15 protein-coding genes and 3 pseudogenes are annotated in these 23,007 nt (G+C 35.0%); 6 read left to right on the forward strand and 12 right to left on the reverse strand.

The window, feature by feature from the left end; all coding sequences use genetic code 11:
- Positions 1–9 precede the first annotated feature (9 nt).
- Complete coding sequence (locus ACIQAA_RS27455; protein WP_402626067.1) at positions 10–3,246, reverse strand: helicase-related protein; 3,237 nt, start codon at positions 3,244–3,246, stop codon at positions 10–12.
- Between the two features lie 100 nt (positions 3,247–3,346).
- On the opposite strand from ACIQAA_RS27455, the gene ACIQAA_RS27460 reads away from it, so the two are divergent.
- From ACIQAA_RS27460 to ACIQAA_RS27475, 4 genes are all read left to right on the forward strand, one after another.
- Complete coding sequence (locus ACIQAA_RS27460) at positions 3,347–5,206, forward strand: ATP-dependent helicase (RefSeq protein WP_402626069.1); 1,860 nt, start codon at positions 3,347–3,349, stop codon at positions 5,204–5,206.
- Positions 5,207–5,221: 15 nt separating this feature from the next.
- Entirely contained in the window at positions 5,222–6,652 is a 1,431-nt protein-coding gene (locus tag ACIQAA_RS27465) for a 3'-5' exonuclease (protein ID WP_402626071.1), read from the forward strand.
- 680 nt (positions 6,653–7,332) lie between these two features.
- Positions 7,333–8,118 (forward strand): protein NO VEIN domain-containing protein, encoded by a 786-nt coding sequence (locus tag ACIQAA_RS27470; RefSeq protein WP_402626073.1) that lies wholly within the window; start codon positions 7,333–7,335, stop codon positions 8,116–8,118.
- A gap of 613 nt (positions 8,119–8,731) precedes the next feature.
- Positions 8,732–9,115: a hypothetical protein gene (locus tag ACIQAA_RS27475; RefSeq protein ID WP_402626075.1), complete on the forward strand. Its 384-nt coding sequence runs from the start codon at positions 8,732–8,734 to the stop codon at positions 9,113–9,115.
- A 123-nt stretch (positions 9,116–9,238) separates the two neighbouring features.
- On the opposite strand, the gene ACIQAA_RS27480 is transcribed toward ACIQAA_RS27475, so the two are convergent.
- From ACIQAA_RS27480 to ACIQAA_RS27505, 6 genes are all read right to left on the reverse strand, one after another.
- Complete coding sequence (locus ACIQAA_RS27480) at positions 9,239–10,168, reverse strand: IS3 family transposase (RefSeq protein ID WP_402626223.1); 930 nt, start codon at positions 10,166–10,168, stop codon at positions 9,239–9,241.
- Positions 10,069–10,467 carry a helix-turn-helix domain-containing protein gene (locus ACIQAA_RS27485; protein WP_402626077.1) on the reverse strand — a complete coding sequence of 133 codons (399 nt, stop codon included), beginning with the start codon at positions 10,465–10,467 and terminating at the stop codon, positions 10,069–10,071. The genes ACIQAA_RS27480 and ACIQAA_RS27485 overlap by 100 nt, the downstream gene beginning before the upstream one ends.
- Before the next feature lie 352 nt (positions 10,468–10,819).
- Positions 10,820–12,211 carry a hypothetical protein gene (locus ACIQAA_RS27490; protein WP_402626079.1) on the reverse strand — a complete coding sequence of 464 codons (1,392 nt, stop codon included), beginning with the start codon at positions 12,209–12,211 and terminating at the stop codon, positions 10,820–10,822.
- A 44-nt stretch (positions 12,212–12,255) separates the two neighbouring features.
- Positions 12,256–12,528: a PD-(D/E)XK nuclease family protein gene (locus ACIQAA_RS27495; protein WP_402626081.1), complete on the reverse strand. Its 273-nt coding sequence runs from the start codon at positions 12,526–12,528 to the stop codon at positions 12,256–12,258.
- Complete coding sequence (locus ACIQAA_RS27500) at positions 12,525–14,654, reverse strand: hypothetical protein (RefSeq protein WP_402626083.1); 2,130 nt, start codon at positions 14,652–14,654, stop codon at positions 12,525–12,527. The genes ACIQAA_RS27495 and ACIQAA_RS27500 overlap by 4 nt, the downstream gene beginning before the upstream one ends.
- Before the next feature lie 60 nt (positions 14,655–14,714).
- On the reverse strand, positions 14,715–15,389 hold the full coding sequence (locus ACIQAA_RS27505) for a hypothetical protein (RefSeq protein ID WP_402626085.1): 675 nt from the start codon (positions 15,387–15,389) through the stop codon (positions 14,715–14,717).
- Positions 15,390–16,086: 697 nt separating this feature from the next.
- On the opposite strand from ACIQAA_RS27505, the gene ACIQAA_RS27510 reads away from it, so the two are divergent.
- Positions 16,087–17,724, forward strand: a complete 1,638-nt coding sequence (locus ACIQAA_RS27510) for a hypothetical protein (protein WP_402626086.1) — start codon at positions 16,087–16,089, stop codon at positions 17,722–17,724.
- Positions 17,725–18,254: 530 nt separating this feature from the next.
- Here the strand turns inward: ACIQAA_RS27510 and ACIQAA_RS27515 are convergent.
- Positions 18,255–18,896: an S-4TM family putative pore-forming effector gene (locus ACIQAA_RS27515; RefSeq protein ID WP_402626088.1), complete on the reverse strand. Its 642-nt coding sequence runs from the start codon at positions 18,894–18,896 to the stop codon at positions 18,255–18,257.
- Here ACIQAA_RS27515 and ACIQAA_RS27520 point away from each other — a divergent pair.
- Positions 18,829–18,972 (forward strand): annotated as a pseudogene (locus ACIQAA_RS27520) (site-specific integrase); the annotation flags it as partial. The gene ACIQAA_RS27515 and the pseudogene ACIQAA_RS27520 sit on opposite strands and share 68 nt — an antisense overlap.
- 241 nt (positions 18,973–19,213) lie before the next feature.
- Here ACIQAA_RS27520 and ACIQAA_RS27525 read toward each other — a convergent pair.
- The 4 genes and pseudogenes from ACIQAA_RS27525 to ACIQAA_RS32430 all read right to left on the reverse strand — a co-directional run bounded on the left by ACIQAA_RS27525 (position 19,214) and on the right by ACIQAA_RS32430 (position 22,962).
- Positions 19,214–19,807 (reverse strand): M20/M25/M40 family metallo-hydrolase, encoded by a 594-nt coding sequence (locus tag ACIQAA_RS27525; protein WP_402626090.1) that lies wholly within the window; start codon positions 19,805–19,807, stop codon positions 19,214–19,216.
- 140 nt (positions 19,808–19,947) lie between these two features.
- Complete coding sequence (locus ACIQAA_RS27530; protein ID WP_402626091.1) at positions 19,948–20,154, reverse strand: hypothetical protein; 207 nt, start codon at positions 20,152–20,154, stop codon at positions 19,948–19,950.
- Positions 20,155–20,324: 170 nt separating this feature from the next.
- A pseudogene (locus ACIQAA_RS27535) lies at positions 20,325–21,062 on the reverse strand (AAC(3) family N-acetyltransferase).
- 101 nt (positions 21,063–21,163) lie between these two features.
- Positions 21,164–22,962 (reverse strand): annotated as a pseudogene (locus ACIQAA_RS32430) (M3 family oligoendopeptidase).
- Positions 22,963–23,007 lie beyond the last annotated feature (45 nt).

Below are 23,007 nucleotides of genomic sequence, written 5' to 3' on the forward strand. Positions count from 1 at the left end.
ATGACTCCTTTAGTCTTCCAATAAATAAATTCCAATTTGAGGCTCGACATCTCTCATTGAATTTGGAATGGGTAATGCATCAAAATTTTGTTTAACACCGCTTTCTAAGGATGTGATGAGGTGTGGCGACTCTCCCTTTTTGGTATAGGTCAATCTTCCTTGATCTGCTTTTTCACCCCATATCCTGATGATTTTGCTTAAATCTTCATCTACTTCACTTGCTCTTTCTGCACCGTCAATTTCCTTTACACGCATAATGATGGTTTCTTTTAATTCGTTGATTTGATTTGTATAGTTTTTAATGTTCTGTGCGCTATCATTTTCAACAAAGCCTTCAATATGCAGTCTGCAGAGTGCGACAAACATTCCTGCTAATGCTTTATCTCTTGCTCTTGAGGCAAATGGCGTGACACTGATGGCTTCTACATACCGATACAAAGAGGAATGATAGCCGATAAAATTTTCATAATGAGACACATCCCTTGGTCTTACCCAGTTATATAACGTGATAACCAAACCTGGATGTTCCCGCCCAACACGGCTAGTTGCCTGAATATATTCTGCTGTTGTCTTTGGCTGTGCATTTACCACCATTAGACCCAAACGAGGAACATCCATCCCTACGGAAATCATATTACTCGCTAATACTGTATGAATTCCTTCTCCGGTATCTTCATTCACTTGTTTTTCAAGGTTTTCTAATATCTCAGGAATTTTATTAGACGAAATACGGCTGGTTAATTCTGGTACGTCAAAGCTATATTTTCGTGACTTATAAGGAAAAATTTGACCCTTTGTTCTTTTTTCCAAAATATTCATCCTAGCTCTGACGTCATCCTCTACTAAACGAACGGCTCCCCCTAATTCCCGTAAGCTATTGAAATAGCCGACAATCGTCCTATACGGATCAATATTCTCATCCTGATATTTCATGGGTCCTGTTGAAGCAAGAAGTGCAGCATAAATTCGAAGTAAGGCTGTTTTCATACTTTTTCCTGGAGCGAAAACCCCTAAATAAATCCTGCCGGGTTTATCTTTAACAGACTGTTCAACAGCAAAGTATGAATCGGACGCATTAATCCCAGGGCTTGGAAATATCGCTAAATCCCGATTAAATAAAGCTCGGACCTGCTCTTTTGCTCTTCGAATCGTTGCTGTTGAAGCAATGACTTTGGGCTTTATTTTCTGCCCATTCACCTCATAGGAACAAAGCTCATCTATAGTGGATTCATACAATCCAACAATCGTCCCAAGTGGTCCAGAGATTAAATGGAGTTCATCTTGAATAATAAGTTCCGGCGGCAGGATTCCTATATTTTTCCCAAAAAGATTACTTGTTTCTTCCACCCATGGAATTCTTGCAAACTTATCGACTGTTCCGATAACTAAGCTTGGATAGTGGTCGTAAAGTGTATCATCGACAACATAAACAGGTAACCCAATTGGATTATTTACTTTTGAGAATTTACACTTCCTGTTTGAACAACAGATATTTAATTGACCTGTTTTAGGATCAGTCACATATGAAAGGCGTAAATTCATTTGTGAATCCAATAGAGGCGACCCGCACCATGGACAGACAATCAGTTGGAAAGGAGAACCGTTTGGAAAAAAAACATTATCCAGACTTTTCGTTCTCATCGCATCTAACATAGTCTGCATTGCCTGTTTTACATCCTTGCTCTTATTCGGCGTACTGCCACCGCCAACCCACAAACCAATACTAAACGGTTCATGTCCATATTCAGTAGTATTTTCTTTTCGAATGACTTCACAGGCACAGATTAAGGAGGTAGCTCGCTGAAATTGCTGGATGGTTAACAGACGCAGTGTATACCGCATAATAACGGTTACCCCTTTTGACCCATCCAAACCACCAATGTCTCCACGGAGCCGTCTAAATCCGAGTGTAAAAGCAGTCAGCCCTAAATAGGCTTCAGTTTTACCGCCGCCGGTAGGAAACCAAAGTAAATCGCAAATACGACGGTCGTCATCTTCTGGTTTCACAACTCCTGTTAAACTCTGAAGGATAAAGGCAATCTGAAAAGGGCGCCAATAGGCTTTGTAAAAATCTTTGGCTGTCGGCTGATAATCCCAATTCTTCTTTTTCTTATTTTCACGTGCAATCACGCCATGTGCCCGCTGCATGGCCATGGCACGGTTGGCAAAGACAAATGCTTTATAAGCATTTGTGTTCGTCCTAATTACCTCAAGACCGGCAGCCATTCTGTCATAGGAGGTCCGGCAATTGCTTTTATGCTTTTGGGCTATTTCTTTTAAATCGTCATCGATATCCTGGATTTTTGTATCTAGTTTATGTATCCATTCATCATACTCTTGCAATAAAGGATATAATAATTGATAGACTTCATCCCCATTTGCTGCGTTAGCTAACTCCATCATTCGTAAGGAGCCTTCTCCACCCCATTCCTTAGGAATCACACGCGGGACCTCATACTGTGGAAGAGTATTGGTCACTAATTTACCAGCTCTTTTGGTTCTATCATCTACGTCGAACCACTCAACTGATGTTCCATGGCCCATGGCAAAAACTAATTTATCATGATAGAGAAGATCGTCACTTAGCGTTTCTTCAAGAGGGAAAACATCCTTGTTCCCTTCTAATTGTCTGGTCATAAATGGATGAGTGAAATTCGTATCTCCCGATTCTACTTCTATTTTCGGCTGAAAAAGAATATCAAAGTCTTGCTCGATTTTCATCTCTTTAGAGAAAAATCTTTTGTTTACCAAAAAAAGACTAATCGTATATTTATTTTGAAACCCTCTGATAATCCATTCCAAGTAGACATCTTTATCCTCTATGAACATTTGGTGCTGCCGCGTTTCAGTTTCTTTTACCTCAACATGGAATATTTCTTGTCTAGGGACCCGCTTCCAGTGATTATGGGCTAACTTATGATATCTTCCATAGGAAGCAATAACTTTTATGCTTTTACATTGTTGCTCAACGGCAAACGACAATCCAATTGAAGACGGATTCAGAGACTTACTTAAAGGAATATCCTGCTCCTCTGTATTTTTCTCTGTTGATTCTTTTTTCTCATGAATCTTAACCTGGTCATCCTCTGAAGTCGAAACCTTTGATTCCGGCGGCCAGAGAATGCCATTCATGTACCGTAAAGATGGTAATTCTTCCAGCTCTTCTTCTTCTTCATTAGGTCCGGTAAACTCAAGCCTAAGCCGTTCCAACAACTCATTTCTAACGCGCTCCATTTCCTTTTCCACAAAAACACTCCTCAATTTCCATTAAAATGGGGATAGAAATATTTAGAAAATATATATACAATTATAATATAATATTTATGTAATTGCTTACAAAATAAATATGGGGGCGTTTTATATTTATACTTTTACCGAAAACATGAACACTGCCCAACTAACAGCCATTAAAGCACCTCCAGGGAATTTTCTCATTCATGCCGGAGCCGGAACCGGCAAAACGACAACCATTGCTGCTAGAATACTCTATCTGCAATTATCGATGGGAATCAATCCAAGTAAGATAAAAGGAATATCCTTTTCTAATACCGCGAAAAATTCATTAAATGAGAAAGTAAAGGAAATGATAAAATTAGAAGGAGAAGGCAGTGAAATAGAGATCAATACCTTTCACAGTTTTGCCTTTAAAATCGTATTATCAGCAATTAAAGAAGGAAAGCACTGGCGAAAACATGCACCATCTATTGTATCGAATGCAATGGATATTTTTTATGCGGCAAATAAGAAAAAAATAGATTACGAGGATTGTCCTAAATTCTATCAAGCTATATCCTTTTTAAAGCAAGGGAAAAATCCTAATCATAAAATCTATTATTCTTCTAAGGAATGTTGTACGAAAGGTGATTTCTTGATTAAAGGGATTAATGGTGAGGATATCTACCTGCCATTTGCACAGATTAAAGAGTACTGGGCTAATTTTGACAAACGAATGAAAAAGTTAAATTTAATCGATTTTCCTAGTTTAATAACAGAAGCGATTGAAATATTGTCAAAACCTGAATCAACTGTATATCAAGATTTGATTAATTCCATAGATTATTTAATCATCGATGAGTATCAAGATACATCTGTAGCTCAAGAAGTATTAATTCTAATGTTGGCAAAGTCAAAGAAATTATTCTTAAATGTGGTCGGAGACAGCCGTCAAACAATATACAGCTTTAACGGCTCTACTATTGATAATATCTTATTATTTAAGAAAAAGCTGGAAAAACTTAATGTACCAGTATTAGAGACGATTGATTTGGAAAAAAATTATCGCTCTGAGCAGCGTATTTTAGACCTAGCCAATCATATTGTGAATCAGTCTAATTTATATCAATCGAACTTAACAGCAAATAAAACAACTGTTGTAGATGATAATGTGGTTCTTGTTCATTCAGGACGTTACGAGTTGGCAGCAAACTTTGTGTTTTCTGAAATAAAAACCTTGATTGAAAATGGTGTAAATCCAAAAGAAATCGCTGTCCTTGTGAGAAAGAATAGTGAATACTCCCCTCACGGAACACATATCGCGAATTTGCTTGAAACAGAAGGGATTCCTTATCAATACGCCGTAAAAGTTGCCCAATCAACCATTGAGTTATATGAAAAAGCATTAGAAATTTGTGCCTTTCATATGGATATGTCAATTGAAGAATTGATTACTCTTGTCGGTCACGATACTTCATTAATACCAATTACAGCTCATCGTACTAATGTGATCGATATCTTAGCGGAACTGCGAAATGAACAATGTGAAAATGGCTATGAAGCTATCGTTCATTTAAGTGAGAAATTAGATTATCCTGAAGCCCTTATTGAGGATAACAATAAAGTGTTTTTAAACACTATTCATAGCGCTAAAGGGTTAGAGTTTCCTTACGTTTTTGTTTTATTCTTGGGAGATCGGTCGTTTCCACATGGAAAATATCCTGATATTGAGGAAGATCGCAGACTGCTACATGTTGCAATTACAAGGGCGATGAAAAGAGTTTATATACTTGGGCAACCTGGGGTGCGTAACTATTCTTTTTGGAATGAGTGCAATCAAATAGAATCGAAACAAATTGAGTATTTAACCGAAAAAGAAGAGGTTTTTATTGAAGCAAATGAAAAAACAACTGAAGAATATCGCCGTATTCGGGAACAGATGGTAGAAGATGAACAGGAAGAAATAAATTTTGACGAAATGTGGAATGATTAAGGGGATGTGGCAGGATTGGCACCAAAAAATAAAAAGTTGACTATAACAGATATACAAAAAAAATGCATCGAGTTCCAACCAAAAGGATCATTGTTGGTAAATGGTATTCCGGGCAGTGGAAAAACAACGATACTAATTGAACGAGCACGTTATTTACAAAAAAAAATGGAGAAGAAAATCTTATTACTTGCCTATAACCGTTCGATGACGTCTTATTTAAAGCAACTTGCAACGAAATCTGACATTGACGATTTAGCAGTAGATACTTTCCATTCATGGGGAATCAATATCCTTCGCTCAATCAATTACCGCTGCACCTATCCATTATCGAGTGAAGATAAATATGAAAAAGTCAGATTTGCTCGAAATATTGTCAGAAAACAAAATGCTACTGACTTCATCCTGCCAAAATTTGATTCGGACCGAAGTGAGATTTCCTTTTTAACGCAAGAAATTGATTGGATGAAAGGATTAAATATAAATACCCTAGAAAAATATCTTGCTACTTCCCGCTTCGGAAGAGGTTCGGATATAAGAGTCACCAAAAAGCATAAAATATGGATTTTTGAAGTGTTCAGCAAATATAATGCTATCCTATTTAAGAATCGATTAATCGACTTCCATGATGTGGCTATTGTCTTATTTGAAAAAGCAAATATAATACCGAAAGAATTATTACCAGATCATATTTTAATTGATGAAGCACAGGATTTGTCTGCAATGCAATTAATGGTATTAGCGCAGTTTGCGCAGAAAAGCTTAACCATTGGTGCTGACAAAGGACAGCAAATTTATAAAAACCGTTTTTCTTGGAAAACTTTAGGAATTGACATCCGTGGAACACGGACAAAGGTATTAGGTCAAACCTTCCGTTCGACAAAGGAAATCATTCAATTAGCGAACAGCTTCCAGCAGCAGGACGAATTGTTAGTAAAAGATGAAGAATACATTGAACCTACCCTGCCGAAAAGATCGGGTCCTAAGCCAACCGTTATGCTATGTAAAACCTATGGTGAAGAAATCAAGCGAGTAATCGAGAAAGTGAAAAAAATTCGAGCAAATGATAAAGCAGCAACCATCGGACTAATCTGTGTAAAAAACGAAAAGATCAATGCTTTTGTTGAAGCAATGGAGGAACAGGGTATTCCAAATGTCATTGTGAATGAACAAGGAGCAGATTTACTGTCTCCTGGTGTTAAATTGACCACTTACTTCTCAGCCAAGGGATTAGAATTTGATCATGTATTTGTTACCAACCTTCGTAAAAATGCTATGCCAAACCTTAGGGTATATTCCGGTGAGGATGAGAAGGATGTTCTATCCACAGAGCGGAAAAAATTTTATGTAGCAATGACACGTGCGAAATTATCCTTAACGATAACTGCCGTTAATCCATACTCTGAATTTATTGGTAACCTAGATAAAAGTTTGTATGTAATTGAATAAATAAACACCTTCAATAGCTGCTTGAGAGTCTGGAAAGACCCAAATGCAGTGAAAACTAAATAAACACCAACCTATATATCATATTATTCAATATGGTATATAGGTTGGTGTTCTTCTATGGGTAAAAGAGATCATTATCCATGATATATCGTAAAAATGCGCAACCCTTCCTTCTCGATTAAAAATCCCTTCAGAACGGTTCTAAATTATTTAATTGTACCAGTTACGATTGCCCTTTCTTGCACTTTTCCCCTGCCTATTCAACTTACGATATGTTCCTATTAATCCTAAATTGATAGGAATGATATAATTAAATATTTCTTCTAATTAATCTAACAAGAGGTGGAACTATGAATAGGAAGAACACAAATGGACAAGATGAGCAAATTATTTCTCTCTATTTATCCGGTGAGTCAACTAATAAAGTTTCTCTCAACACAAGTAACGTTATGATAAAAGTTATCTTTGATTGACACAATCTCTGAAGGTTTCACTTCTATGCGTGTAATTATCTATATACAATTCTGATTCTGTAAAGTAGTGAATGCAAAAAATTGGCAACCAGACCATATCAAATTAAATATTGGTGGCTAATGTTACTATAGCCCTATAGAATATAAATTGTTAAACTATTAATTACAGGCCCATAGAGCCTACTAAAAAAATTTAAGGGTGAAATTATGGAAGAAAACAGAAAGCTAGCTTTGATTGTTTCTTATTACCTATCAAAATTTGATAGGAAATCCTTAGTCAATTTAGGATTTTCCTCTTTTACTCAAGCATTCAACCATATAGGGTCGATTTTAAGTGTGCCGGCGAACACCATTAAAAATATGAGAGAGAACTTTGATCCATTGCATCCGAATGGTCGTGTAGGATGGTATCAAAGAGAACTAACCCCTAGTCGATTAGATGTTGTTGAAAATTACAGCCATTTCAGTGAATTTGCAATGACAGAAATAGTTAAGGAAATACTAGAAACATATGGCAAAACAGAAAATACTTTGAATCTATACACTACAATAATTAACAACGATGAAAATGAAGAAAATATTAACAATGGAAATACTAAAACTTATACAACTAGAGGTATTACAGGTAATAAAGCTGAAGAACTTTTTATTGAAGCATTTAATAACGGACAAATAGAAGGTTATTCTGGAAGACTAATTGACAAACGAAATGATGGCTGCGGTTATGATTTTGAATTGGACTCCCAAGAACATAGTGTAGTGTTTGAAGTAAAGGGCTTACTTGATGAAACAGGCGGTATTAACTTTACAGATAAAGAATGGAATGTGGCTAGTAAATTGAGAAATAAATATATTGTGGTATTAATTAGTAATATTAAGGAAAATCCTCAATTTTCTTTGTTTAAGAATCCATTTAAAACTCTTAATGCACAAAAGAGAATCCAAAAAACTATATCTATAAATTGGTCTGTGCCTAGCAAACAGCTATTCTAAATTAAGTAAACACGCTTATAGAACCAGCTAAAACTTAAGCTGGTTCCTTTTCTTGATTATCAGAAAACATGAGGGTAACCACTAGCCCTCTCCCAAATCTTAATTTTTTAGTATTGTTTTTGCTAAAAAATTCAATACCTTCTTTACCTAATATTGTCGAAAAGCTAATCGGACATAGTCACCTAATGTACATTGGCCAGCCTGGTAGAAACTTACGTGAAAGACCTATATCTCCCTTCTTCATTAAATATAAAAAATACACATACAGCCGACCCAGTTACTATTTACCTGTTAATTTCGAAGTATTATCAAAATACCTTTTCGAAAATGTACAGTCCCCATTGCATGATAGCAGTAATTCACCTACATCTGTTATCCCAACACCTATACGCATCAATAATATTGTAATGAAATTGTTTTTTTAGTAATAGATTAACCTTTTCTATTTATTTTAAGGATAGCCTTCATTATACATTTTCAGTATTTTTTCCTAATGTAAAATTACCATAAAAATGGTTAGAAATAACATTTCCTTAACGATTAATAGTATAATATTTATGTAATTTCATTTATCATTAGGTCTTATATTTTCACATAACGAGGAGCTGTTATAATGAGTGAACATGTGTTATTGCTGAAAGTCGGAAATGCACTTGAAGAAGGTAAATCAGCCTATGAAGCAACCCAGGGGAACTGGGTATTAGCAAGAGATAAAGTAAAAAATGGCAAAATCAAATATGTTGTGGGCATTGATCATAAAAAACGGCATCAGGTTGTTGGTCTTTATGAACCAAAAATGTGGTATGAAGTTGTTTGGATTGCTGAAAATATAAACAATAGAGAAATGCCGAGATTTCGTTTTGAGGGAATAGAATCAACAACTTATACTGTTGATGATTTGAATAAAGTTTATGATAGATTATTAGATAAATTTGGATATGGGGAAAAAGCATACATATCATTATTTGATTTAAACGATTTATTGTCCTCACACTGATAAAATAAGGGCGTCATGAAAACATAATTGTGCAAGGTACGCTCCAATCAACAAAAATAAGAAAAGTGCTAGGTCACATCAAATTTTCAGATGAAACTGATGTGACCCCGAAAAGTTAGAGTTTTATATTAAGCAGCTAATTGGCTGGTATGGATACGGTATTGAACCGGACTCATGCCTGCCAATTTTTGCTTTATGCGTGTTATTATAATAATTGATATATTCTTCAATTCTCTTTTTTAATTCCTCAAAAGAGCACAGTGGTTCCCCATAATACATTTCTTGTTTTAGTAATCCGAAAAAGTTCTCCATGGGCGAATTATCTATACAGTTTCCTTTTCGTGACATGCTCTGAAACACCTTGTATTCCTTGAGCTTTTTTACCCATTTATTATGTTGATAATGCCACCCTTGATCAGAATGTACAGTTGTTCTAAACTTTGAATCTTTTACAATTTCTAGAGCTTCCTCGAGAGGTTTGAGCGCTAATTCTAAGGTTGGGCGCATACTTATCCCATATGATAGAATTTCGCCGTTGAACATATCCATAATTGGATTTAAATACAGCTTTAAACCGTCTAAACACTTGAATTCCGTAATATCTGTTGTTAATTTTTGATGACACACAGTTGTGTGAAAGCGACGATTGATACGGTTCTCGGCAACCGTTCCAGTCGTTCCTTTATATGAACTGTACTTTCGTGATTTTAATCTGAATTTATCTCCCTTGAGCCCACGCTTATTCATAATGCGTTGAACCTTCTTATGATTCGCTTTTATTCCACGGTTACTCAATTCTAAATGAACACGACGATAACCGTAATTTCCTTTATGTTCTTCGAAAATGGATTGAATAATTTCCTCCAGTTCCTGGTCTGGATTCTCCTTTTTCATGTTTTTAATATGATAATGGTAGGAGGATTCGGGAATGCCGACTATTTGTAAAACATCTTTTAGTTTGAAGGTTTCTTTGAGTTCGAATGATAATGCTGCTTGTGCTTTTCGAGATAGCCCTCCGGATCCATCTGAAAAGCTCGCAACTTTTTTAAGTATTCTACCTCTAAACGTAGAAGTTCGTTTTCTCTTTCCAACTTTTGTTCATTTGTCATTTCTTTTGGTTCCGTGCTTTTTTTGTTCTTTGCTTTATCAGACATAAGAGGCCGTCCTTTAGGTTTATTCAGGTCTTCAACACCCCCCTCATGAAAAGCTTTCTTCCATGAAGCTATCAAGGGAGGTTTCGTTAACCCAAAATGGAGGGCTGTTTCCGTTTCAGAAGAACCTGTTCTCTTCATAAAGCTTAATACATCAAGCTTGAATTGAACAGAATAAGTTTCCTTATGTTTCTTCTTCATTAACCCTTCAGCTCCGAATTTCTCGTAAACTTTAACCTACCTCTTAAGTTGAGCGCTGCTTTTCATCCCATACTTCTCAGCTAAAGGGTTATATCCCAATTTACCCTCTTGATACTCTCTGACCAACATTAACTTGAATTTTCCACCATATTTTGCCATAAAAAAACACCCCGAAAGCTAGATTTCACTCTAACTTTCGGGTTGCACCTCAAACCTGGCACTTTACTTTTTAGTGCAACACCGATATTTTTGAAGCGTTCCTTGAACCAAAAAAATCTAAGCCAACAATAATTCGTGTTGATACCATGCATGCACCATGATAACCTTTCCTTCCATGACAAAAAAATCCCTATCACATGGAATAGGGATCAAAGTTAACATAGATTTGAAAATTATAGTTAAATGTTATTTTTTCTTGCTGTTTCGCCTGAATTACAGTACGTTCCTCTTTTATTACATTCACTTCTATTAATTTATCCATTAGTGTTTCAAAAATATTTTCGAGGGTTGATTTTACAAATAATCGTTTAACATCATATCTTTGCTCGAAATCCTTACGTTCTGTCTCATTGTCATATTTACTTATGAAAAATGTCCGGACTATCTCCCTTACTGTAAATCCTTTTGTAAGGCTTTTATTAAATATAATTCCTATTAAATTTATATATTCTTTTTTATTTTTCTTTCCATCCGACAAATAATCCGCCAATTTGTCTAGGCTCTTTTCATTTATTATGAATTTAGGATTACCAGAAAATATATCAGATTTGTTTATAAATGCAATTGATTTTTCCTCCTTTGTTTTTAAAAACAAAAAAGGTGATAAACCACTTTCTGGTTCATGAACATTATTCAAATTAGTATTTGGACTATTTGAATTATGATTGTTTGTCTCATTATTTGCTCCCTGCTCATCTAGTCCATTTTCTTTAAAAAGTTCTTCCATATCTTTAAGGTAGTCTTGAGTGGTTAAAATAATTGACCTAATTTTATGGACCTTTGCATAAAACCGCGCTTCATCTTGAAGAAGTTCAACATCAAACCACAAGTTTTTTTCTGAATGAATAAATTTGTTCACTGACTGGTTTCCATAGACTTGTATGGTTTTGATAAGATTATGTAAGCTTGATCTTTCAATATCCATTGCAGCTGTAAAACGATTCGCATCCATTAACGGAGAATAAGTTAACTTTTCCTCCCACTTATTTATAAATTGATTAAATTGTTCAGCTTTTGATTGAGTGCTTTTTTCGTAAAGCTGCGAAATGAGGTTTATTTCACCCTTCCAAAAATGTTCGAGTACCATATTCTTGAGTCTATCTACAGATTCATTTAGGAAAGTAGCTTTACTTGCATAAGCTTTTATTACAAACAGAATAAATCTCATTAGTTGTTGCAAATCTTTGGAGGCTTCCACCCACTCTTTCATCGCTTGTTCTAATTGTGAAATATTAACATTTTCTAGATTCGATAGTTTCCAGGATAGTGTCTTATCGATAGTAAACTCCATTTCGATTGGAAGCTGCAGGAAAGCTGCAAGACTCCATTTGTACCCTGAAAGCTTAAGATAATAGTCTGATTTACTTACACCAACTGCTAGAACATCTTCTCCTTGTTTTATATATATCATTTGACTAAATGGGATTCCAACAAGCTCCTTCACCTCATCAAAAAGATTTAACTCCAATAATAATCTTTCCAATTCCACGATACTTTTACAAATATTTGGATTTGGATTTAACATTTTCTTTACTTCTGAAGAGTGAAAGTCAATTCGTGTGAGGACGGTCATTCTGTATCACCTTTATCCGTAATAATAATTCTTTCTAAGTCATCAATTAATTGTTTTAGCCTTTCCTGTTCTTCCATTAGCTCTAACGTTCGAGTTTTTCTCTCTGAAAAGTTAATGGATCTATTCGTTACTAATTGGTGCAATTCATTTTCGCAATCAACTTGTTTATTGTTTAATACTAATAGGTAATTTTGCAATGTTGCGATATGCTTCTTTACTGCATCTTTCCAAGTATTAACTAAATTAGAGGATGATTGTCCTTGATTCATTCTTCACTTTTCCTCTCTCGTTCTTGTGCAAGTAATCTTACTCTCTCATAGAACTTAATGTTAAATTCAACTGATTTATATAGTTCCTCTATTGCTGAAATGTTGCCATTAATAAAGTTCGCATGAACTCTCTCGGAAATCGACTCTTTAAATTTTGTTTCTTCTTGCGTAATTTCCATAAGTTTACTCTCGATTTGTTGGATTAAAATGTCCGTATCTAGTTGTTGCAGCTCTTTTATGTCCATGTCGGATGGCTCATTTTCCTCGACTCCGCTTTCTAGCAATTCAAGGAATTCTTCCTTTCGAACCACCTTCAAGCTTTCATTCTCTTCTTTTTTACCTGATTCAACTGGTTCAACAATTTCTTGATTTTCTTCATTGATATAATACCGGGATAGCTTACTAATACTTAGTCTCCAGTACCCCTTTTTGCCTTCTACTTGCTCAAAACATTCATTTCTGCTAAGCAGGTTGGTTACAGTATTTTTAGTCGTTGTACGTTTTTCAGCTATTTTATCCAGTAATACAGACCAATGCATTCCAGAAGGATGAATGGCCAGAGTTTCACACATTAAACTAAAAATGGATTTATTAACTGATTTGCTTTCTTCCACCAGTCGTCCGATATCTAAATATCGCTGTTGCTCGGAAGCATAACGTTCATCAAATCCTACTTTATGAACCCTGATTAAATACATAATCTGATTATCGATTGCAAAACTCAATTTATGTCCAGGCTCAATCAAGTAATCAGCGAAAAAGTCCATGACACCGTCACCGAAGAAATAATACTTATGACCATTATTCTCCCAATTCCACTCATAGCGGAATTCTTCATACTGAATCATAATTTTCCCATGGTTATTTTGCCGGAATAAAACAGACTTTTCGATTAGACCTTTCGGTATGATAAAGAAACCCTTTACCCTGTCATAATAGGAAATTGTATGATAGGCATACAATTTATCATCAGATTTCTTTGTATCATTACTGGTGACATTAATGGGATGCCTTGAATTTGGATGAACTTGATCCATTAGTTCTTTCAGATTTTTAATGGTTGGCGTGGAGTTTTTTACAGCATAATATACATTTTCGCGATTTTCTATCTGTAGATTAGTTACATCTTCACTATAGGTCCATTTATGTGCCTCTACTTGTTTTATTTCCGGTACAACGTCTAAAAGGTCCTTAATCGCTTCACTATAAATCGAGAAAGATGGTTCATTTTGTGTAATCTGAAAAATATTCATGACAATCTGACTGGTCGTTACCTCCTCCTTACTACCTTTTATGAAGTTGATAATTTTATAGCTTAATCTACCAACTTCTTCATTTATTTCAACTGGGACTTCAACCTCTTGTTCCACATTACTATTCTCATTGATTCCCATCATTCTTTTTATCTCAACCCTGTTTCCAATAACAGAAAAACGGTCATCAAATAGCGGAAGGAATATGATTTTGTCTTTATCTAGTTTATTTAGTTGGACAACCCGTTCAACGACCTTCTCTCTATCAATTCCTATTAAATCACTATTAAATATATACTCATAAACAAAATTATTTATTATGATCCATTCCGATAGAATCCAGAAAGGTGTATTTTCAATCTGGGAAAAGCGAATATCACTTAATAAAAGTTGTTTTAACATATCCTCAGATTCATAAAACCTGAGTCTCTGTTTCATATCAGATATTTTAAGAGGTATTTTTATAGGGTTCATATAGTTGTATATTTGGTTAAGTCTAGCATCAGTTTTATCCTTGATTCCCCATAAACCCTCATCAACCTCATAAAAGAAGGACTTTGGTGCATAAAGAGCTAAATCCACAATTCCTTTAATATCGTCCGCTTTAGAATTCAAATTGGTCCAATTCTTTTTCACGTAAAGCAATATTTCATGATATGGCAGAATGTTTTCTGAATTCTGTAATAATGCCTTTTTGATTAAACTGATATTACTGTAACAAATACCTGGCCGATCTTTGTTCATCATTTTCATTTCCATCACTCCTTCGTTTATATTTTTTTGTTTTTCCGTTAATTCTTCCTCGCGAGTGTTTACATATTGAAGCCATGCAACAGTATTTCTTGACACCTTTTCACCAACGGACTCTTTCATTAAATTGCCGCCGATTGGATTTCGTACAACTAGCAGCCCAAGATCCTTGATGGCTTTTGTTTATTCCGCCATATTTAATGAAGTTGGTGCTGAAAGCAGTGTATTGACCATTGAGAAGTAGGGGTGCTTCATTATTTGATTTTTGAGTATTGTCTTTTTTTCATTAGAATGACGGAATCGTTCCATAAATACTCTATTTACATTAAAATTATCGTCAATGAATCCAAGCAACCGCAAGCCTTGTCTATAGCTAGATTTAAGCCTTTGTACATTTTTATCCTCGATTTGCAGTGTTATCCTTTGTGGATGAATTTTTCCTTCAGCTACTTCCTCAAGGAAATCGAGAACAAACCGTAGATTAGCTTCAGGAAGTTCATGGACGAAGTATTCCTTTAGTCGAATAGCGGATCTTCCAGCCTTCTGAGTTTCCTCGACGAACGGCAATTTTGAAAACAAAGCCAATAAAAAAGAAGAACGTCCCTTTGATGTTTTTAGATCACCAGCATGAATGGTTCTCAATACACTTAGAAATTTCCAAACCTCTAAAAGATAAGATTCAGAAATAAGTTCATAGGAATTCCGTTTCTCTCCTGCCAGAAATTTAGCCCTGGATGCTTCTGTTTTAACATAGAACCCATTTTGGTCAACTGAAATAATTTTGTTAATGGAACCCATACTAAGCGTATGAATCTCTTTCAAGGTACTTAAATAGGCAATAACCAATTGTTGTAACAAAATTTCCACAACCTTTAGTTTTCTTAATAATCTTATTTTACCAAAATATTTCAAAGTATATATCAAGAATTACTGCTTTCTATTAATAAAGGCGCGATTTATCGCTTCCTTTTCAATACTTTATTGTAGTGTTATTACATCCTTGGAATTTTGACTAATGAAGCTGGGATTGTTTTGAATCCTTTTTCTTCAAACTTCTTTTATAGGAGTGTATTAAACTAAAAATCAATCTCTTCAAAAAGTTCAACAATATGGTTCATTAGCCCAGGATTAATTTCTCTGTATCAATAATATAATTTTTACTTTTCTTTCTTTATACTAAATCTGTAATAATGAAAAATGAATGAGAATAATAGTATTTTAAATTTTTCAAAAACCATTATTTAATATTTTGGCCAGCTAAATCCTCCTTAAAATATCTCTTCTCTAATTTATTTAATTCATGCTCCCATTCAGTAATGACATAACTAAACTTTATATCTCCATTTTTCTGGCCAATTTGAGCTTATCATTTTCTGCAATTGTATTGGCCACCTTCTTTAAACCTAGTTGGACCACATTTAATTTATCTATGTTGCAATTTTTAACTCTTTCAATTCTTAAGTCTCTTTAACACTTAAATGATATATTTTCATCATCCTATTTATTTACTATAATGAAATTAATTTAAATCAAAAAGGAAGGGAATTAATAGACGATGTCTAGTATTAGCCACATCATTTCAAATCTTGAAAATGAATTACAGCTGCTTTTGATTCCTTATAAGGAGAAAATTGAGAAATTAAAACTGGAAAATCAAAAACTAATTTCGGAAATTAATTATTTGAAAGAGGAAAAAGGTGCATTACTTGAAGAATTGAACATTTTAAAGAAAAAAGAATTGGAAGCATCCGCTTCATTAAAAGCTGCGGATCTCCTGGATGATTCACTTCCAGGTACTTTAGAGGATGACAATTCTTGTATATTACTTTCTGAATTTAATGATTCCATTGAGGTAAATGACATGGAAAAAGTGCATCATATTCTTGAACTTTTTTGCAAGAAACCGGACCTTTTAAGAGAAGCCAATCATGGTATAAAAGATTTAGTCTATAACATCCTTCATTACGTGATTGTGGCTGATAAATTGGAAAATGAATTTAGCGATAGAATAGTTGGCAACTTTTTCAGACTATTATTGATTCTTCGCAAACACCATAACGCTTATATCACTCTTTTTCTAAAAGAGAATTATCCAGATTTATTGGATTGTGCCCTATATATTAATGAACCGAAGACAATTATTCGTTTCCTGAAGCTATTATATGAATACCAATTTAAGTCTGAATTGACGGAGGCACTTGCCCATATTTTTAAGGTAGAATGGGGATTTCTCGACTCCATCGTATCAAAGGCAGAGTTTTGCTTCTTTTTATGGTACTCGTTCTTGTTTGATTTAGATCAAGAACTGCTGGATCGAACCGAAGAAGCTAGAAAATGGCTTGTAGAAAAGAATAGCGTTTTCCAGTTATACACGTTTATGTACGACTGCGTTAATGCTAATAAGGTTACGAATAAACAAAAACAGCAAGATTTAATTCTTGGATTTAACCAAAATAAAATATTTGATAGCAAAGAAACACAGCGAATATTGGACAAAGTCCATGAAAAATTAGATTTCTTAATCATTACTACTCCTGCTACCACTTTACCTACCTATACTAATGCTCTGCAAATGGTCGATTCGACGAAACTTAACCAATTAATTAAGGAATTACAGCTACAGAAAAGAAATGTTCTCGTTCCTTTATATACGAATGGAACGGTTTCCATGCCAAGTGGCGGATATGCTAGTGTAACTATCTATGAGGGCAAAAAGAAGAAAAAAAAGAAGAAGAAGGCATTCATCGCTAGAGAAATTGTAGATGAAATTAATCAAAGAAACTATCCAGAAAGAATCAAAACAGAAAAGTACGTCGAACATGTTCAGCCTTCACCTTCCATCATGATAAAACAAAAGGAAACCACCTTTCAGTGGCCAAGTACAGTACTAAAAGAAAACCCTGAGAACCATTTACAAGATAAACCGGCTTTAAACGAATACAGTGAGTTGAAAAAGCAAGGCTATCAAATTACAGGACTAACAAGAGCCAAGCGCTGGGAGATACTTCAAAAAGCTGTACCTTCATTAGGGTTAAAAAAAGTTGCTTACACCATTGCTTATAACATACGGCTACGAAAAGGTCATAAAAACGGTCTGACCAAATTTAGTTACTCAATTGGTGAATGGGAACATGATTTAGAAAGGTTGAAGAAGACCTATTACAAAAAAGAGTTTACATGGCCGAATTTCTAAATAAACCTAGTTAAGATACAATATTTGTTTTGCATAAATTGGGGGTAAAAAAATGTCAAGAAATTTTTTAGAGATATTTGCCCCTAACTCATATTGTTAAGGTAATCATTTGGGATGAAGGCAAAAAGTAATTAATTATAAATATGAAAATGTTTATATATCTGGTTTGAGGAAAGACGATTTTGGGGTACTCCTTAACTTTGAAAATGGTGATTAGGCTGTTCTTATGGAGTTCATGTCCACATAGACGAAAGGAACTATACAAACATTACAAAGACCTTATTGTAGAGGAAAATGATAAGTTTGTCTATCTAAATACAAAGCTAAAAGCCAAGGTTAAATATAGGAACTTAACTAAAAAGGGTTTGTTGAGAATTCCGTCTTTCGTTGAGTGGATTAGCTGATACGGCTTATAATAGAGAGCCAATGTCTTTTATGCTGAATACAAAAGGAGTTCAATCTGCAATGATTGAACTCTTTCTTATAGTTTAATTTTTGATACACATTAAGATAAATAAATAACAAGATTCCTAGTCAATTGAGTTATGCATCGTGTTATCGAATCTTTTCCAAAATATCTTGTAGAAATATTCAGGAATGATTGCAGTTGAGGTCCTGAATGTAAAAATTATGTCCTGCAATCTCCTTGCCGTTTCCAAATCTACCTGACTACCATCTAAAAGAGAGGATACTTCTTGTTCTTTTTCCTTTTTATCCTTGACCAAAACTTTGTGTTCAATAATGGATTCTAAAACAATTCCTACTATTGGAATGGAAGGTATAAATAATTCCACTACATATTCATAAAAGGACTTATTTTGAACTAATGCGAAAATAGCTTCTCCGAAAAATAAGATTGAAATCATTAACAATATAAAGTTGCAGTAACCTTGCCTTAATCTCCAACCCCAAGATAGGTTCGCTCTCTGGCAGTGTATAATGTTCTGTATGTGTGTTTCCTTATTATAATTTGCATACCAATTTTGAAGCCTCGAACGATTACCTTTGAAATTAGAGTCAGCTTCAGTTATAATTTCCCGTGTTAATTTACTACCAACTAGTATATTATTCCAGGGTAATCCAAATAATGATGTATCAAATTCCTTGCTGCAACAAGGAGTACATCCAAAAGTGGTTTCCGAACGATTAGGACATTCAACTATTGGGTTCACAATGGACACCTATACCCATGTGTTACCAAATATGCAAAAAGAAGCTGCCCATCAATTCGAGCAGCTCATTAAATAACCTATGTAAATGATGAAAAAAACCATGTTACCAAAATGGGACCAAAGATAAAATTTTATGTTGTTGGCCAACAACTTTAACCTCAACTTAACTTCTCAAAAACCTTCAAAAACCCTTATATATCATGGTTGGCGGGACTGCATGGGAAACGAACCCACCAGACCTGGCACGCAGGTCTCAAGCAGTTTTGAAGACTTTGGAGGACACCAGTCCCCCACTCAAAATCTCTTTGCCTATCTATTCAGATCAATTCTAAAAAGGAACAGATCGTTAAGATCCCTTTATCAAAGTTTTCTAAGTTAAAATGTTCATTCGGAGCATGGAGATTTTCATCTGGCAACCCGAATCCCATTAAGACAACTGGAGAATTTAGGACTTGGTTGAAATCCGATAAAATCGGAATGGAGCCCCCTTCTCTTTTATAAACAGGTGCTTTTCCATAAACCTGTTCATAGGCCTCAGCCGCTTTCTGAATCATCGGATGATCGATTGGGGTTAAGAATGGATTCCCAGTATCTTGAAGTGTCACTTTTATCGTGCATCCTTTTGGTGCTTGTTCTTCTAAATGCTTTTTGATTAATTTTTCTGGTTTTTGATTATTGACTAGACGGCAGGTGATTTTGGCATGCGCCTCGTTCGGAATGACGGATTTTGTACCTTCCCCCTGAAATCCGCCCCATATGCCGTTTAATTCTAATGTTGGCCGAGAACTGATTTTCTCAGGATATGGATAATTTGTTTCCCCTCCCGTTAATTCCCTTAACCCTAACGATTTTTTTAGCTTTTCTTCATCAAAGCCCAGTGCTTTAATTTGTTCATTTTCAAATTCTGTCAATTCTAAAACATCATCATAGAACTAATCCACATTTACCTTTCCGTTTGCATCATGAATAGTAGAAAGCAGTTTCACAATAAATGGTTAGCGTTCTGAACTCCCCCGCCGAACATGCCTGAATGCAAATCTGTATTCGCCGTTTAAAAGGAAACCTCAAGAGCACACAGTCCTCTTAACGAATACGTAATCGCAGGAACTCCTCTATCCCACATATCAGAATCGGATATGACCACTACATCACAGGCTAGTTTTTCTTTATTTTCGGATAAAAACTCTGGAAGATGAGGACTTCCAATTTCTTCTTCTCCTTCAATGCAAAATTTAAGGTTTACCGGTAATGACTTCAAACAAACCGTTCCTTTATATCAAAAATGCAGCCAGTTTCCCAAGGGACTGACCGCGTTTACTGCTTCTGTATGTACGTCACTATTTAGCATTTAAAGTTGTCCCGCCAAGTTCCGGTAATGACCGTCGAACTCTCGTGCAATGCCAAATCTTTGACGTTGTCCCCTATAAATCAAGAAAATAAATCTGGTTTTTCTTTTAGTAAATGATTTAGCAAGTCTGTCATTTTTACTGTGTCACATACTCTAACTGTTGCATCGCCAAATTGTCCTTTGTACATAACTAGATTTTTTAGAAAAATATCTTCAACCCGCTCGAATTTTTCAGAGGTATGACCAATATGTCTTCTTTGCGGTATTGAAATTTCCGTTTTATCCGGTAATATCGTGTAAAGCATTTCGTGATCATCGGTCAATCGACCTGGTATATCAAGCCATTCCTCGACTCCATGAATATATGTACATCTTCGTAAATCTACTCCTATTAACAAGATGGTTGCCTTCTGATCGAGTAATTTCCCCCAACTCGATTCGCGTGCACAAGGTGTGTCAAATTGTTCATTTACCGCAATAAATTCATGTGCTTCTTTTCCCAGGGCAGCTACCGAATGCGTTGGATGCCATGAGCGAACAACACCCGGACGTTTTCGAAACAGTTCCGTTAATAACCCAACACAAGACGGTGAGTCATTGACATAAAATCGAGGATTCTCCGCATTAATTTACGACCATGTATGGGTAGGAAAAACCAAAAGACCATTTTTCATATATTCTGAAAGTGCATCAAGGACAGTATCCGCCCCACCCTCTACTTGTCCAATACTTTTCATTGATGAATGAACAAGTAATGATCCATTTTCGTCGATTCCCAATTCTTTAAGATGCTTCAATAAATCTAGCTTCTTGTACATCACATTCAACCTTTCAACCTTTAAATATACCAAAAGAATACCATATTAGGATGATTTGTCTATGTTACCCGGAGAAATGCAGGATTAGTCCATCCAACAATTTAATAAGAAGTTAATTTAAGGAATTCTTCTGCATCTTTTACGCATAATGCCATTCCTTTTTCCCAGAATTCAGCTGAAGTAATATCCTCTCCTAAATGTTTCATAACTAAATTTTCCACAGACATTCTTCCTGAATCTCGAAGTAAGTTCAAATAATCTTTCTCAAAGTCTTTCCCTTCCTCCTTTGCCTTTGCATAAATGCCCAATGCAAATAAATACCCAAAAGTATATGGGAAATTATAAAAAGGCGATTGAGTAATATAGTAATGAGGCGTCCAAACCCAAGAATAAATCGAAGGTTGTTCTAGGGATCCAGCATACGCCTCATTTATTGATCTCTTCCATTAACTGGTTTAGGCGATGGACTGAAACTATACCTCCATGACGTTCCTTGTAAAATCTCTGTTCGAATATGAACCTCGAATGAATATTCATAAAGTTCATTACACTGCGTTTTAGTTTTTCATCTAGAATAAATAATTTTTCTTCTTTTGACTTTGCCTTTTTTATAGCACCATCTAAAATAATCATTTCAGAAAAAGTTGAAGCTGTTTCAGCAATGCTTAACGGATAACGCTTATTCAACCCATTAACAGACTTCATGGCATGATTATGGAAAGCATGCCCCAGTTCATGAACAAGCGTTAACACATTTAAAAATGTACCGCTAAATGTCATAAAAACTCTTGATTCACCTGTGAGTGGAAAACCAGCACAAAACGGAATAGCGGACTTATTCGGACGATTTTCGGCTTCTATCCAACCTTCCTTGAAAGCTTGCTTAACGAAGCTTTTCTAATTCGGTTCCAAACTGACTAAAATGTTCTGTTATAAGTGAAGCAGCTTCCTCAAATGTTATCTCTTGCTTACTTTTTGTAACGTGAGCCCAAAAGTTATAAGCTTTCATACTAGATCCGCCTATCAATTCAGCTTTTCGCTTCAAGTAATTCGAGAAGGGTTGTTTATATTTACTGATCACCGTCCACATCGTATTCAGTGTTTCTTCCTTCATTCTGTTCTTTTTCAAAGGATCTTCTATTACACTTTTTATCCCGCGTTTATTATTTACCTGTATACGAAAGCCAGCAATGTGATTGATTATTTTACTGAATAATTCTTCTTTCTCTTTCCATACTGATTCTAATACATAATACGCTTCCTTACGTACTTCTTCATTTGGATGCGACCGCAAGTTAATAGCTTGCCCAACCGATAGATTTTCTTCTTTTCCATTAATAAGTATATTTACGTTTATACTACTTACTAGACCATTATAGAATTGTCCCCAAGCATGGTACCCATCTACCATTAAATCAGAAAGTAAATTTAGTTCCTCTTCAGACAAATTCTTATCTGCACTTTCACGCCATTCGTTTAGAATAAACCTATATTCTTTTAATTCTTCTGTTCCTAGTAACCTTTCCCAAACATCTTCCTTTGTATATATAAATATCATCTTTACTTTCGATAATTCTTTTTCAAAACGAGATTCTATTTGAGCAATCTTGCCACGTAAACTAGTAGCATCTTGATCCTTTGGATTTTGTGCAAGGAGACAAGTGATAAACGAATTAGCTTGCGATAAATACAAGCGAATGTTACTGATGTTTTCTATTAGATCTACCACTCTGATTACTTCATTTGTTGAAAGTGGAGTAATAAATGAATTAACACTACCTTCTAGGTCATGAACAAGAGCTTCTAATCGATTGATATGATCTAAAAATTCACTTGATTTACCTCCCCCCATAAAAACCTTATCTAAATTCCAAGCTTTCGGATAGCATATTTTCTCCATTCGTTACCTCCCCTAATATGTATATTTCACCAAAGGCGAACGTGT

The sequence above is a fragment of the Neobacillus sp. NPDC093182 genome (genome assembly GCF_044754045.1).

Excerpts from the sequence above, each read along its gene's own strand:
- ACIQAA_RS27475 (WP_402626075.1), top strand. The coding sequence starts at position 8,732 with ATGAGTGAACATGTGTTATTGCTGAAAGTCGGAAATGCACTTGAAGAA.
- ACIQAA_RS27495 (WP_402626081.1), bottom strand. The coding sequence starts at position 12,528 with ATGAATCAAGGACAATCATCCTCTAATTTAGTTAATACTTGGAAAGAT.
- ACIQAA_RS27460 (WP_402626069.1), top strand. The coding sequence starts at position 3,347 with ATGGGGGCGTTTTATATTTATACTTTTACCGAAAACATGAACACTGCC.
- ACIQAA_RS27490 (WP_402626079.1), bottom strand. The coding sequence starts at position 12,211 with ATGTTAAATCCAAATCCAAATATTTGTAAAAGTATCGTGGAATTGGAA.
- ACIQAA_RS27510 (WP_402626086.1), top strand. The coding sequence starts at position 16,087 with ATGTCTAGTATTAGCCACATCATTTCAAATCTTGAAAATGAATTACAG.
- ACIQAA_RS27470 (WP_402626073.1), top strand. The coding sequence starts at position 7,333 with ATGGAAGAAAACAGAAAGCTAGCTTTGATTGTTTCTTATTACCTATCA.
- ACIQAA_RS27500 (WP_402626083.1), bottom strand. The coding sequence starts at position 14,654 with ATGAAAGAGTCCGTTGGTGAAAAGGTGTCAAGAAATACTGTTGCATGG.
- ACIQAA_RS27485 (WP_402626077.1), bottom strand. The coding sequence starts at position 10,467 with ATGAAGAAGAAACATAAGGAAACTTATTCTGTTCAATTCAAGCTTGAT.